Annotated in this window: 13 protein-coding genes; 11 read left to right on the top strand and 2 right to left on the bottom strand. The window is 32.2% G+C overall.

Annotation, left to right across the window (positions count from 1 at the left end; genetic code table 11):
- Positions 1–8 precede the first annotated feature (8 nt).
- From ERX46_RS07355 to ERX46_RS07340, 4 genes are all read left to right on the top strand, one after another.
- Positions 9–848 (top strand): BRO-N domain-containing protein, encoded by an 840-nt coding sequence (locus tag ERX46_RS07355; RefSeq protein ID WP_130093218.1) that lies wholly within the window; start codon positions 9–11, stop codon positions 846–848.
- Positions 849–966: 118 nt separating this feature from the next.
- On the top strand, positions 967–1,560 hold the full coding sequence (locus ERX46_RS07350; protein WP_130093217.1) for a T9SS type A sorting domain-containing protein: 594 nt from the start codon (positions 967–969) through the stop codon (positions 1,558–1,560).
- 210 nt (positions 1,561–1,770) lie between these two features.
- A complete protein-coding gene (locus ERX46_RS07345) occupies positions 1,771–4,158 on the top strand; it encodes a DUF5686 family protein (RefSeq protein WP_130093216.1) in 2,388 nt (795 codons plus the stop codon).
- A gap of 172 nt (positions 4,159–4,330) precedes the next feature.
- Entirely contained in the window at positions 4,331–4,996 is a 666-nt protein-coding gene (locus ERX46_RS07340; RefSeq protein WP_130093215.1) for a hypothetical protein, read from the top strand.
- A gap of 125 nt (positions 4,997–5,121) precedes the next feature.
- Here ERX46_RS07340 and ERX46_RS07335 read toward each other — a convergent pair whose 3' ends face one another.
- Entirely contained in the window at positions 5,122–6,255 is a 1,134-nt protein-coding gene (locus ERX46_RS07335) for a histidine kinase dimerization/phosphoacceptor domain -containing protein (protein WP_130093214.1), read from the bottom strand.
- A gap of 524 nt (positions 6,256–6,779) precedes the next feature.
- On the opposite strand from ERX46_RS07335, the gene ERX46_RS07330 reads away from it, so the two are divergent.
- Positions 6,780–7,358 carry a Crp/Fnr family transcriptional regulator gene (locus tag ERX46_RS07330; protein ID WP_130093213.1) on the top strand — a complete coding sequence of 193 codons (579 nt, stop codon included), beginning with the start codon at positions 6,780–6,782 and terminating at the stop codon, positions 7,356–7,358.
- Here ERX46_RS07330 and ERX46_RS07325 read toward each other — a convergent pair.
- Positions 7,355–7,969 carry a hypothetical protein gene (locus ERX46_RS07325; protein ID WP_130093212.1) on the bottom strand — a complete coding sequence of 205 codons (615 nt, stop codon included), beginning with the start codon at positions 7,967–7,969 and terminating at the stop codon, positions 7,355–7,357. The genes ERX46_RS07330 and ERX46_RS07325 overlap by 4 nt on opposite strands.
- Positions 7,970–8,134: 165 nt before the next feature.
- Between ERX46_RS07325 and ERX46_RS07320 the strand changes: the two genes are divergently transcribed.
- The 6 genes from ERX46_RS07320 to ERX46_RS17660 all read left to right on the top strand — a co-directional run bounded on the left by ERX46_RS07320 (position 8,135) and on the right by ERX46_RS17660 (position 13,673).
- Positions 8,135–8,974, top strand: a complete 840-nt coding sequence (locus ERX46_RS07320; protein ID WP_130093211.1) for an SH3 domain-containing protein — start codon at positions 8,135–8,137, stop codon at positions 8,972–8,974.
- 139 nt (positions 8,975–9,113) lie between these two features.
- Positions 9,114–9,782 carry a hypothetical protein gene (locus ERX46_RS07315; RefSeq protein WP_130093210.1) on the top strand — a complete coding sequence of 223 codons (669 nt, stop codon included), beginning with the start codon at positions 9,114–9,116 and terminating at the stop codon, positions 9,780–9,782.
- 129 nt (positions 9,783–9,911) lie between these two features.
- Entirely contained in the window at positions 9,912–10,199 is a 288-nt protein-coding gene (locus tag ERX46_RS07310; RefSeq protein ID WP_130093209.1) for a hypothetical protein, read from the top strand.
- Between the two features lie 893 nt (positions 10,200–11,092).
- On the top strand, positions 11,093–12,121 hold the full coding sequence (locus ERX46_RS07305; protein ID WP_130093208.1) for a tetratricopeptide repeat protein: 1,029 nt from the start codon (positions 11,093–11,095) through the stop codon (positions 12,119–12,121).
- A 716-nt stretch (positions 12,122–12,837) separates the two neighbouring features.
- Complete coding sequence (locus ERX46_RS17665) at positions 12,838–13,113, top strand: hypothetical protein (RefSeq protein WP_242494549.1); 276 nt, start codon at positions 12,838–12,840, stop codon at positions 13,111–13,113.
- A gap of 23 nt (positions 13,114–13,136) precedes the next feature.
- Entirely contained in the window at positions 13,137–13,673 is a 537-nt protein-coding gene (locus ERX46_RS17660) for a reverse transcriptase domain-containing protein (protein ID WP_242494548.1), read from the top strand.
- Positions 13,674–13,869: the final 196 nt, after the last annotated feature.

Raw genomic sequence — 13,869 nt, 5'->3', positions numbered from 1 at the left:
CTGAAATCATGAAAAAAGAGACCGCAATAAAATTATTTCAAGACCACAGAGTTCGCGTTGAATGGGATGACGACCAAGAGAAATGGTTTTTTTCCGTTGTAGATATTATAGGTGTATTAACGGAGAGCACAAATCCAAGAAAATACTGGAGTGTTTTAAAAACAAGATTAAAAAAGGAGGGTAGTGAGTTGGCTACAAATTGTAGTCAACTGAAAATGCTTTCATCAGACGGTAAGTATTACAGAACAGATGTGGCTGATACAGAGCAGATTTTGCGATTAATCCAATCAATTCCATCTCCAAAAGCAGAACCTTTTAAAACTTGGTTAGCCAAAGTAGGTTATGAACGAATAGAGGAAACAGAGGATCCGGAAAAAGCATTCGATCGAGCAATGGATACCTATATGAAAAAGGGTTATTCAGCAAGTTGGATTAATCAACGATTGAAAAGTATTGAAGTTCGCAAAGATTTAACGGATGAATGGGATTTACGTGGTGTTAAAAAAGGAATGGAATATGCAATATTAACAGATGAAATCACAAAAGCTTGGGCAGGTTTGACATCTAAAGAGTACAAAGGTCTTAAGGACTTGAAGAAAGAAAACCTAAGAGACAACATGACGAATCTAGAATTGGTTTTGAATATGTTGGCAGAAGCTACGACAACCGAAATTTCAAAAGAGAAAAAACCAAAGTTGTTTTCAGAAAGTAAAAAAATTGCCAAACAAGGAGGCACAATTGCTGGAAATACGAGAAAAGAAATTGAAGAAAAAACAGGGAAAAGTGTGATATCATCATCAAATGCAAAAGGAATCAGTCAGAAATCAAAGGATGATAATCTAGAATGAGTAAAATAGGATTATAGTATTAATTTTCTTTCTAAGAAACCTAATAATTCATCAGACCTTAAACACCAGATATTCACGTATTTTCAATTAACCAAAACCTTTCTTAAATTTGACTAATATGAAAAACATAAACCGAACGTTTTTAATATCACTTATGACCTTCTGTTTTGGAATAATTTATTCTCAAACCACAGACAGTTTAAGCGTATATCCGAACCCTTTTGAGCATGTTGCAACAATTCATTTTGACATTGTTGAATCTGATACAATAACTTTGGAGGTTTTTAATTCCTCTGGATTATCAGTGAAAACTTTTTTTCAATCAACAGTTTTACCAAGTGGTTCCTATAATATAAATCTATTTGGTGACGGTTTAGTTGCCGGAGTTTATTTTGTTAGGTTGGATATTGGTTCGTCAAAACGCATAACAAAGTCTGTTATAAAAGTTGGCGCAACAACAAGTGTTTTAGACAATGATATAGCAGATCAATTTCTTATTTTTCCTAATCCAACAAAAAATCTTATCACAGTTCCTGTTCTTGGAAGTAAGAAAATCGTAGTAACAAATCTCAATGGAAAAATACTAAAATCCTTTATGACAGATCAACAAGTGGTTTCACTTTCAGGAATAATAGCAGGACAATATATAATTACTGTTTTATCAAACGAAAATGAAATAATCACTACACAAAGAATTCTAAAGATTGATTAAATTGGATCATGATATCACATCTTTATCACCTCAAATAACCTTAAACCGATTACATTGTCTAGTTTCAATGAAGTTTTTAAAGCAAAGAAATTAAAACCAACAACTTCTCAATACTCCAGCCGCTCGTTAGAGCAACCATTTTAAAAACAATCTACATAACTATCAATTATCAATTGTGAATTGTCAATTATCAATTACCTTTATCCTATTATGAAATTAATTGCACTACTGATTATTGTTTTTACTGCACAAGTTTTATTTGCGCAAAAACAAATTAAAATCGTTGATTTTGATACCAAAACCGTTCTTCCGTTTGTAAAAGTTATAGACAATACTGGCGAAGTCTTGTTATCAGATATTGATGGTATAATAACGCTTGATTTAACTAGAATAAATTCAATTGAACTTAGGTTTTATGGATATAAAGACACAAGTTATACCTCAGATTTTCTAAAGGAAACAGACGAAATTACGCTTTCTCCAGATGTGCAATCCTTTGAAGAAGTAGTCATTCTTCCAGGCGAAAATCCAGCGCATCGAATTATAAAAAACGCTATTGATAAGCGAAAAGAAAATCATCCAACGAGAGATTTATCTTTTTCGAGTGAATATTACAATAAACTTATCGTCACCAACGATGAAATTTTGGCAATTGACACTTCAGCACTCTCCGAATCAGGGAAGGAAATTAAAGAAACGCTGGAGAAACAACATATTTTCCTTTCTGAAACGGTTGGAAAGAAAATTTTCAGTCCACCAACATACACTGAAGATATCATATCATCTTACAGAACTTCAGGATTTGAAAATCCATTATTTGCTACTTTCGGAAATCAAATGCAAAGTTTTTCTTTCTACGATAGTCAAGTTGAAATTTTAGGAGTTGAGTATATTAATCCAATTGCTCAAGGGAGTCTGAGGCGTTACTTGTTCATTTTACAAGATACTATAATCACAGGTGCTGACTCTACATTTATTATTCGATTTCAACCAAGGATAAACAAAAATTTCTCTGGTTTAGAAGGGTTTTTACATATAAATACCAATAATTGGGCAATTGAAAAAGTGATTGCAGAACCTTCTGAAGAATCCAGTTTAACTCCACGAATTGTGCAAGAATATACATTCTTAAATAATCAAAAATGGTTTCCTTCAAAATTAAGCGCAACTATTACAGCAGACGGATTGACGTTTGATGATACGGGGACACATCTTTTGTTTAAGAACAACATGTACACTAAAAACGTAAAGTTTGATATTGATGTCAAAAAGAAATTTAATAACGTAGAGGTTTCTGTGGAAGAGGATGCATTAGAAAATCAAAATGAATTAATATCAGCTAGAGCGGTTGAATTTGATCAAAAAGATTCGCTTACTTATATAAAAGTAGATTCAATTTCTGATGTCAATAAGTTAGAATACAGGCTAGAATTGGCAGCGGAATTACTGAATGGGAATATTCCTTTGGGCGTCGTAAATATTCCATTAAAACGAATCATAGATTTTAACATGTATGAAGGGTATAGACTTGGTTTAGGTTTAGAAACGAGTAAAAAAATAAGTAAAGTATTTAACGTTGGTGGATATTTTGCTTATGGATTTAGAGATAAAGAATGGAAATGGGGAGGTTATTCAACCATAAGAATTTTTAAACCTCTGGGAATAAATCTTAAATTTAGATACCAAGAAGATGTTACAGAAAGAGGTGGTACAACTTTTCATGATGACAATTTTGACCTCACCCAATCAGAGATTTATTCAGGGTTTTATGTGAATCAAATGGATAGAGAGCGCTTAGGAGAAGTTGTTTTATCAGGAAGAATAAAATCAAATATTCAAGTGAAATTGATTGCCAATTATCAAAGAAGATGGTTTACGGATGGTTATGCATTTTCATCGTCTGACCCTTCTGTTTACTCAACTTCTACTGTTTTTGATCAAGCTGAAACTGCAGTAGAGCTTATATGGAATATCAGAGAAAGAGTTATGCAGTTGGGCGATTTAAGAATCTCGAGGGGAACTAAATTTCCACGTATAAAGTTAAAGGCTGCAAAAGGAATTAAAGGTTTGTTTGAGAGTGATTATGATTATTATCGATTTAATTTAGAAGTGTATCAAGATGTTTCGATACGCGGAGTTGGGTTTTTAAGTATCCTTTCGTCATCAGGTACAACAACTCAAAATACGCCTTTATCATATCAACAAGCGTCTAAAGGAACTGGTGGAAATTGGAACTTATCTATTAATAATTCTTTTGAAACAATGTTGCCAGGAGAATTTTATAGCGGAATGCACTCTGATTTATTTGTTCGATTCAATTTCCTTCCAATTAAAACGAATTTAGATTGGACTAAACCTCAATTCGGAATTCACACAGCTTTAGGTTGGGGAGAAATGAATGGCAGAACCAGTCACACAAATATTGAATTTATAGATTATTCGAAAGGATATACAGAGTCTGGTTTACTTGTAAATAATTTATTAGTTAGCGGTATATCAGGTTTTGGAATTGGAGTTTTTTATAGATATGGAAACTACGCTACTCCTTACGTTGAAGATAATTTAACCTACAAGATTACCTTGAGCATTATTTTTTAAATTTTGAAGATTCGGAAGGTCTTATTGGTATTCTCTCTCAATTATAACATCTTTTAGCACCTCAAATTAATATCATATCACTTCTATTGCTAAATTGGGGTAAAAGTCAAAAAGATTAAATACGATTAATATTTTCTCTACTTGACTTTCATAAACTAAAATCAAAAGATCAATGAAAATAGGAGTAAAGGTAGAAGATGTAAAAACTGTGCATGAATTAGATATTTATTGGGAAATTGAGGATTACAAAAATCTATTGAAAGCGTTCGATTATCCTGATGCGGAGAAATTGAAAGATGCTGAAGTTTTGGAGTTTTTATTCATGGCAATTTCAGATTTTGAACCAGCAGAGGCTGCAGAAATTGTGTTGACCTACAAAATGAGTGACAAATTGAATGAAGGTCAAATTCAAAACTTATCGCATGAAATGTTGATAGAAAAGGTAGCGGAACAATATGCCGAACCAGCCTTGCATTTTGATCTTTACAACATAAATCAATTTTTGCGTAAGGCTTATAATGGAAAGTTTCCAGATACTGAAGCGACAATTATTACAGCAAGTTTTGATGGAATAGATTTAGATTCAAAAATGACCAAGGAGATTTTAATAAAAGCTTTGTGTGGAGGGTTAAATGATGGAAATTTAATTCACAGACTCTTCGAAGATCAAGTAAAAGGAGAAATTGCCTTTACTGACGCTGAAAAAGTGATTTGGAATTTTAAAAAGACGGGTGAAAAGTCAATGGAAATTATTACTTCAAAGAAATGGATTGAAAAAGAAGATTTCGGACAGATAGATTATACTGCGGAAATAGAATTTTTTAATGAAGAAGAGTAAGCGTTTTTAACAAAATAAATGCGTAAAGAGGGGTTTGGTGATTGGGTTTACTGGTGGTGATTTTAACTAGGAATTAAACAGTTAATCACCAAATTCCTACTTTATATAAATCATTAATTAACAATTTAAAAAGATGGCAATACTATTTTTATAACCACACCTTTTTCAAAATTAACAGTTATTTCTGCGTCTATTTGCTCAGATAAATCTTTAATTAATTCTAATCCCATACCAGCTTGTGGAGTTTTTAGGTCAAATCCAGGGCCATTGTCATAAAAGATTAATTCTACATTGTCGTCTTTTTGTTTTAAAGTAATTGTCAACTTCGGAAATTCATTTCTTAAATCAAAGGCATACTTAAATGAGTTGGTGAGAATTTCATTTGCAATTAATCCACAGGGTATGGCTTTAGAAATATCAACCTCCACTTTTTCCAATTCTAAATTAATCTCAATGTTTTTGTCTTCGCCATAGGAGGTGTTTAGATTGTTAACCAAATTTTTTAAGAATGTTCCTAAATTGATACTTTCAACATTTCCATTCGCATTTAATTGCTCTTGAATCATCGACATCGAATACACTTTATTATTGATCTCTTCGAATAACCAAGAATGATAAATATCTTTCGTTTTTTGCTTCTGTAAATTGATTAAACTAATAATAACAGCCATATTGTTTTTAACCCTATGATTGACTTCAGAGATCAAAACCTCCTTTTGAATAATTATTTTTTCAAGTGCAATTTGATATTCCTTTTTCTTCTTTGTCTCTAATGCCAAAGACAATAGCTGAGCCAGAGACTGAATAAATAATTGCTCGTCGTCTGTCCAGGAATGCTGAATTTCTATATATTCAAAACATATTACACCAATCATTTTACCCTCGGAGCGCAGAGGGACATCAACCATAGAAGTGATTTTATTAGGGATTATATAACTGTCTAATAATTCAGAAGTCATCGGATTATTCATCGTATCATTTGATACAATTATTACATTCTTTTTAAGAAATTTAAAATAGTTAGGCAATTGAGCTATGTCTAATGTCATTTGATTACTGAACATATTATCAGAACATGCATAAGAGATGAGTGAAACTAATTTGGTTTGGTCTTGTTCAAACAACCAAACACTGCCGCGATTACAATCCAATGTTTTTGTTGCAGTAATTAAAACTTCTTTGGCGAAATCAGTTATTTCTCCTTTATGTATGTTTGCGCTGTTAGAAAGTGCTTCAATTGATTTTAAGTAATTATACATGAATCAAATATACCAATAATTATATATTTTAGTTATAAAAATACTTACGTTATTAAACAAGCTTGGGACATTAAATAGAATTGAATATACAAAAGGTAATTTAGTGAGTAGTATGGAGAGGAAATTATTTGCTAAAAGTAATAGTGCACCATTTTAAGCTAGAAAATGAAAGGAAATAATTCAGTTTTGATTAAAGAAATAAACGAGTGATTTTTTATTATGAATCATTGTTTGAAATGAGTTTCTAAACCTGGTTTTCAAGAATTCCAAAATAGTATAAATAAAGTCCTACCGCTGTAATGAGTTATAACATGAAATTGATTCCTTATGAAAGACGAAAAATCATGGTGCATAGTTGATCATAAGTTTAATGGGAATCTGCTTTCAAGAAACCTTTTGATTTTGCACTATTGTAAATCTAAAACTTTGTATCTTCGATAAATTATTTATTCAACTTATTGAATAAAAAGGTCAAACGTTACCAATTTTGAAATATAAAAATTCATCAACGAATCACAACACCAATGGAGAATACTTTAGTAGAAATGATGTCAAGTTTTATTGACTTAAGTGATGAAGAAAAACAAGGGATTTTAGATGCTTTTCCCATAAAAACATACTCAAAAGGAACTGTTTTACTTAAAGAAAATCAAATTGCTAAAGATGCTTATTTGGTAATTAAGGGCTGTATAAGAGAGTATTCCATTGATGATGGAGAAGAAAAAACCAAAAACTTTTATACGGAATTTCAATCGGCTGTAAATTTTGAAAGTATGGCAAATAATAAGCCTTCCAAATACTATTTTACTTGCGCAGAAGAAACAACTATCGGAATTTTGAATGCTGAAAAAGAGAATGACTTGTATAAAAAGTTTCCACGTTTTGGTGAAGTATGCCGAGTAGAGATGGAGAAAATGCTGGGATCAAATCAAGAAGAAATGTCCATATTTATAAACTCAACTCCCAAAGAAAGGTATTTAAATTTACTCAAAAACCGTCCTGATTTAATTCAAAGAGTTCCACAATATCAATTGGCAAGTTATCTCGGAATTAAACCAGAAACCCTTAGTCGAATTCGAAAAAGGGTTTCATTGGATGATTAAAACTTAAAGCCAAAATTCAAACTAGGCTCAAATATATATTTTGGCGTCCCCTTTTGAATTAGTTTAAAATCAACTGGATAATTGGTGTCAACAGGCCAATATTTTAAAGCAATAGCAGGTTCTAAATACCAACGTTTTTTGAAAAATTCAAAACGATAACCAGCAATCAATTGAAGATATAATTGAAAACCTTTTTGAGTTTTGTCATCATTAATATCATGGTATTGTTTCATAAAAGGAGTTGCTTGAATAGTTGTAAATAATCCTCTCCACAAGAAGCGTTGATAACCAACTCCAATCCCAAATGCCCTTATAAATCCAGGGTACATTTCTTTTGAATTGCCATAAGTGCCTAATGGTTCAGCATATTTCCAAGTATTAAATTCCACAAAAAGTCTGTCTTTTTTCGTGAGTCGGTATCCATAAGTCAGTAAAACATAATCGGGAGCATCTTCTAGTAAATTCCCCAACATAAAAAATGAAGAACCTAAACTGTTCCTGTGTTTAATTTGACTTTCCCTTTTTGAAGAATCTATTGCATCGGCTTTTTGTCCAAATACAAATGATGCCGAAAACATTAAAATAACGAGTAATTTTTTTCTGAGTATCATAGTTTATTTTTATTTCCTCAAAAGTATAAGCTTGTATTTTTTTATTCATTGACTTTGGTCAAGAAATGGGGTAATGGATTGAAGTAAGAGATTATAAGCTTTAGAATGCCTAAATTTACATTATGCAACTAATCTGTTTAAAATAAAAAAACGTCAAACTTTAAAATGAAACACATCCTCTCAATATTATTTCTCATTTCAATGTCTCTATATTCTTTTGCGAATATTCCAGCAAACAATTCATATTTCCATAATACGCATGAAACCAAATTAGAAAATGATAAAAAAAACACATTCATTGTCACCGCGAAAAATGGAATAATCATCAGAAAAAATCCAAGTTTAGAAAGCAAACGAATAGGATTAATTCCCTTTGGATCTAAAATAAATATTTCAGAAAAGACAAATGAAAAATTATCAATTCATGAAAACGGTAAAGAAATAAAAGGGAACTGGGTGAAAATCAAAACACATAACTATCCTTATAATTACGCTGAAGAAGCAGAATACGGATATGTTTTTGACGGATTTTTAGAGAACGAAGATGTTTTCATTCAAGATTTAGAAAATTTAATGAAAGCATATCCTGAATTCAACACTTATGAAATAGACCGAAATAGTAATCCATTCATTTTAAACGGAGACTTTTTTGGCGATAACGTTAATGATTTAGTCATAAAAATCAAAGACTCAAAATTGATTACGCTAGGATTTATTAACTACAAACAAGAAAACAAAAGTGAAGCTGTAATAATTACCAAAAACAATCTAGCGGATACAGAATTATATTTTGGCTGGACAGAACAGTTTGAAACAGTCTCCAGTAATATTAATTTATGGCCAGAAGATGAAGAAATGTCAAACCTGAATGTTGATTTTAATCATCCCGCTAACAAGAAATTAGTTTTGGGATATAATGCAATCTTTGGGCATAATCTTGAATCTTGTGGCGGTGGATATATTTTTTGGTACAAGAATAAGTTTCATACAATTACTGGAGATTAGGGGTTGGAAAAATGATAAATCCTTATATCAGTACATAAATAAACTTTAAAACATCCTTTCAATTCGAAACCTCTTTAAGCTAAGTTTAATTGGTGAAGTTTTCTATTTCATTATATTGCAACAAATTAAAACACTAATTATGAATACAACAAAATTTATTACACTAGCATCTATGCTATTTCTTGGTCTTACAATTTCTTCTTGTAAAAAGGAAGGTTGCACAGATTCAGCTGCAACAAATTATTCGAGTGAAGCTGACAAAGACGATGGTTCTTGCATTTATGCTCAAACTCCACCAGCAGGCAATGCGATTGATGGTAATCCTAAAGTTAAATATACGATAGATGGCGTTTCAGTAAGTCAAGAAGCAAATATGACTTTTTTCAGTGCTACAGGTGCAAGTAAGAATATAGGGCAGAGTACCACAGACGCAGTTTGGAGCTCATATTTGTATGATGATGTTGAGCAATATGCGATATTTGATGTGTCTAAGGGGGTTTTAACTTATCCTAATGGTAGTCTTAGTGATTCTGAATTCTATGATTACTTTATGCCTGGAACATACACTTATGCAGATTTATCAGAAGAAGGAGTTTCAATTGAAATTGGTTCTCCAAATGGAATTAACTACAGTTCAAATGATGGTCCCCAAGCAGGCAGTACTTTCGAAATAGTTTCTAGAAAACAAGTTCAAGTAGGTTTTGAAATTCAGGTTAAAGTTCATATCAAATTTAGTTGCAAGGTATATAGAGGAGGTGACGTTAAAACAATTACAAATGGTGTTTACATAGGTAACTTTTCACAATAGAAAAAGATCAACTATCAATAATAACTAATTTATATAATGGAAAGCCTCAGGATTATTTCTTGAGGCTTTTTTAGTTGGTTTAGCTTAAAAGTATCGGTTTATGAATTATAAAACATTATACGAATGAGCATGAAAAATATAATTTCACTTCTTCTTATTATAAACTTTAGTATGGTTTATTCTCAATGTGTTCCTTTAGGATATAAATCTTTTAGCGACACCGTATTCGAAAAGAATTACAAGATTTTGTGTCCTATAATAACCTTCAATCTGTCTGGTGGGCCTGGAATTCAAAAAGAAAACTCAGATTCTTCATTAATTATAATCGCTGATTTTATTAATAGTAATGAAAATTTTATATTCGAAATTGGCTCACATACAGATCAAAGAGGAAGTGAAAAAGGAAATCTTATTTAATGCTTATCGTTTTCTTTACTCCTAAATTATTTATTCGACTATTCTCTCTTCTTACTTGTAGAATAAAAGCTTATTCTAAAAATTTCATTAGAGGTTCTTAAAATACTGTGATACTGATCTTTGCTATTATTATGAAATCAAAATGATCAATTATTAGAGGAATTCACTTGTTTTGGACGTGCTTTATGTTTTTTTGAAGGTGAAGCGTGCTAAAAGTCGTTAATAATGGCGGTAGCTCCAGAGCTTGCGGAGGAGATCACCGACATTATCGACTTTTAGGAGTGGAGACAAGAACCGCAGCGAAGCAAGCTCATGAAAACAAATGAAAAAATATTAAAGATTGAATAAAAAATATTAAGCGCTAGATCTTTTTGTTTCTTTTTGGAGCAATGCGAAAAAGAAAAATACTTATTCTTATTGCTAATTTTATTTAAAAAGCAATCAGGGATAAAGTTTCCGATTGGCGTTTCTTATTTCATCTTAAAAGAGAGCTAAAGCAATAAAAGATTGTCTAATTCAAGATTATCAAATTGATTCAACTCGGATTTTAACAAAAGGATATGGTGAATCTAAACCAATAGTTCCAATGGATCTTATAAAAGATGAGGACAATAAACAAAGACAAGAAGAAATGTACGGATGCAACAGAAGAACAGAGTTAACTATTATTTCTGATTAAATAAATTCGGTAAAGCTGTACCAAAAAATAGCGCTATTTCATTATTATAATAATATACATTTGAACACATTTCACAGCAGCATATTTAAACCAAAATATTCGAAATGATGAACTTTTTAAAGCTCCATAAAATTATTATATTTGAGTTGATATGTGATAGCTAAACTCTATTTTGTTAAGCTAATGGTTAGCAGTTATTATAAAATAAGAATACATGAAATATTTATTGACAATCCTGATATCACTATCTTTTTTGAATGGAAAAACACAAACCAAAGAAGATTTGGATGCGCTACATCAAAATGGAAAAATAAATTTAATTCCAATGTATGGCAATTCATTAGTTGAAAAGGCTTATAAATATGAATATGCAGATGAAGAGTTCATGACGGAAATAGAAGAAGCTGGAGTTCCCAAAAGTAAAGCTTCTAAAGAATTAGTATTGTTGGGAATGGATTTTTTTTACCGAGGTCAATTGCAAACCGCTATGAAAAGATTCAATCAAGCATGGTTAATTGACTCAAATAATCCAGGTATTTATTTTGGATTTTGGTTGGTTCAAGAAGTAATAAAACAGCCAGAAAAAAGGACTGAATTTTATGGAATGAAAGTGCGCGCGATTCAATCTGAAATGGATCCAAGTGTTTTCTATAAAATGGGAGAAAAACTTGATGTTAATAACGAATACGAAAAGTATGCATTAGATTATGGTTGTAGCTCTTTTTCACTTTATGGATTACCTAATTTAGGAATAGAGAATTGCGAAAAAAAATTGGTTTTCAATCCTGACGATACATTAGCTTATCAAAACTATGCTGACATATTAAGTGATATGGAGAGTTGGCAAAAGTCACTTGAAATACAATTTAAGAGTTTGAAATACAGAGTTGACAAATGGTTTGTATTTAATGACATAGCTTGGAATTACGAAATGCTTGGTAAAACTGACTCAGCTCTTGTTTATTATCAAAAATCAATTGAAATTAGCAGTAATTCATATTTTAAACCGCGAATTAATTATTGTCTCCTCAAAGAAAAAACAGGGAATTGTGAAAATTCCGTTCAGTATATTGATCAATGTATTGATGAACTTCCAAAAGAAAGTTTCTTCTATTTCATTAAAGGGAGACTCCTCCTTTGTTTGAATCAAAAGGACGAGGCTGAAAATAATTTGAAACTTGCTAAGAAATTAGGCAGTAATGAAGCTAAACTTTTATTGAAGGAATTAAAAAGTAATAAATAGATACCAAAAATATCCACAAGAAAAAGCGCCACTTTACAAGCCCAACGTGTACAATGATTGAGACTTTGCGGCGGCCTGTTTGCTAAATGTTTTATCGAAGATACAAACATTTAGATATACATTAATGTAAAAATCGAAGGTTTTTACAGGCTGATCGTCAAAGGCTGTGTGTGTGCCTTGAATGGTAAATATAAATAAATTCTCACAACAAGTTGTGAGAAAGTCCAGAGAGTGCAAGTCTCTCATGTGCTGGGGTAACGCCTGGAAACATTAGTAAGTCGCAAGCTGGTTTGGAGCGATCCATGCAGTGAAGTAAGCGAGGCTACAAAAGTCTGAACTGACAGCCTGTCCCGCATTTTAATCGGGAAACAGGAACGGGATAAGAGGCATAGTTGTATGGATGAGTAAGCACATCATTGCGAAGTCCAACGAATACAAAAGTGCAACTATGTAGATTCCGCAGGATTAGACGGAAGGACATTTGCCTTACAGTTCGACAGGCTCTCTGCAACGCCGAGGGAGGTCTTGGAATAGATTCGGTTTCTATGCGCCAAGAAGTCAGCAGAAGTCATAGTACTTTGGAGATACGAGCCGATGAATGAAGCGGAGGTCTCACAACTAAAGGAAGGACTGAACGTATTTTGGTTCTAAATTCTCAACGGAATGCCGTTTAACGGGATAGCCTTGAGAAAGCGGAACAGATTAAAAGTAAAAGAATGATAGAACGAGTATTACATCCTCACAATGTGCAACGAGCCCTAAAGCAAGTAATTGCTAATAAAGGTAGTGCAGGAGTGGACAGATTAAGTGTAAATGAACTGACCGAAAGTTTTCGGAAAGGAAAAACACAGCTTTATTCTTCCATAATGGAGATGGAATATCTTGCTCAACCTATTCTTGGAGTAGAACCGAGTAACGAGCTCATGAATACAAATAAAAATAGACAAGAAATGAATAGATTCCTAAAGGAAATGGTAAAACACGACTTCTAGGAATACCAACAGTAACAGATAGAATGTTGCAACAAACGGTATCACAAGTTCTGATGCCACATTATGAGAGTGAATTCAGCGTTAATAGTTACGGATTTAGACCCAACAAAAACGCACGCCAAGCAGTTGGTAAAGCGTTGGAACATATCCATGAGGGTTTTACGTTTATCGTAGACATTGACTTGAAAACATTCTTTGATGAAGTAGACCATTGCTTACTTCTAAACCTACTTTATCAAAAGGTAAAATGCCCGATAACCATGCGTTTAATACGTAAATGGTTAAGAGCTCCAATCCAAATCAATGGTAAATTACACAAACGAAGAAGGGGAGTTCCGCAAGGTTCTCCAATAAGTCCGCTATTGTCTAATATCCTGCTCAACGAGTTGGATAAAGAACTGACAAGACGCAAACTCCGATTTGTACGCTACGCAGATGATTTTAGTATTTATACTCAGTATAAAAGCCATGCAACTGCAACGCTAAAAGCCATTGAAAAGTTTTTGAAAACAAAACTTAAACTCACTATAAATCGTGAACCGATTGAAATGAGCTCATGAGTACCTTTGAAAAAAAAATAAAAGAACGAGTATAAAAGTGGAGTTAGAAAACCAGTTCAATTTGAACTATTGGGATTCGGATTTGAATCAACTTACAGGAAAGGAGATAAAGGCAAATAGCAATTGGTGGTAGGGAAGAAAGCATGGAAAAGATTGAAACAGCGACTAAAAGTCTTCACCCGAAAAACCACTCCGA

It is taken from the genome of Brumimicrobium glaciale (genome assembly GCF_004152935.1).
Lineage (GTDB): Bacteria > Bacteroidota > Bacteroidia > Flavobacteriales_D > Crocinitomicaceae > Brumimicrobium > Brumimicrobium glaciale.
This window is presented reverse-complemented; position numbering and strand designations above follow the sequence as displayed.

Coding starts and splice junctions, on each gene's coding strand:
- ERX46_RS07355 (WP_130093218.1), top strand. CDS start 9: ATGAAAAAAGAGACCGCAATAAAATTATTTCAAGACCACAGAGTTCGC.
- ERX46_RS07350 (WP_130093217.1), top strand. CDS start 967: ATGAAAAACATAAACCGAACGTTTTTAATATCACTTATGACCTTCTGT.
- ERX46_RS07345 (WP_130093216.1), top strand. CDS start 1,771: ATGAAATTAATTGCACTACTGATTATTGTTTTTACTGCACAAGTTTTA.
- ERX46_RS07340 (WP_130093215.1), top strand. CDS start 4,331: ATGAAAATAGGAGTAAAGGTAGAAGATGTAAAAACTGTGCATGAATTA.
- ERX46_RS07335 (WP_130093214.1), bottom strand. CDS start 6,255: ATGTATAATTACTTAAAATCAATTGAAGCACTTTCTAACAGCGCAAAC.
- ERX46_RS07330 (WP_130093213.1), top strand. CDS start 6,780: ATGGAGAATACTTTAGTAGAAATGATGTCAAGTTTTATTGACTTAAGT.
- ERX46_RS07325 (WP_130093212.1), bottom strand. CDS start 7,969: ATGATACTCAGAAAAAAATTACTCGTTATTTTAATGTTTTCGGCATCA.
- ERX46_RS07320 (WP_130093211.1), top strand. CDS start 8,135: ATGAAACACATCCTCTCAATATTATTTCTCATTTCAATGTCTCTATAT.
- ERX46_RS07315 (WP_130093210.1), top strand. CDS start 9,114: ATGAATACAACAAAATTTATTACACTAGCATCTATGCTATTTCTTGGT.
- ERX46_RS07310 (WP_130093209.1), top strand. CDS start 9,912: ATGAAAAATATAATTTCACTTCTTCTTATTATAAACTTTAGTATGGTT.
- ERX46_RS07305 (WP_130093208.1), top strand. CDS start 11,093: ATGAAATATTTATTGACAATCCTGATATCACTATCTTTTTTGAATGGA.
- ERX46_RS17665 (WP_242494549.1), top strand. CDS start 12,838: ATGATAGAACGAGTATTACATCCTCACAATGTGCAACGAGCCCTAAAG.
- ERX46_RS17660 (WP_242494548.1), top strand. CDS start 13,137: ATGTTGCAACAAACGGTATCACAAGTTCTGATGCCACATTATGAGAGT.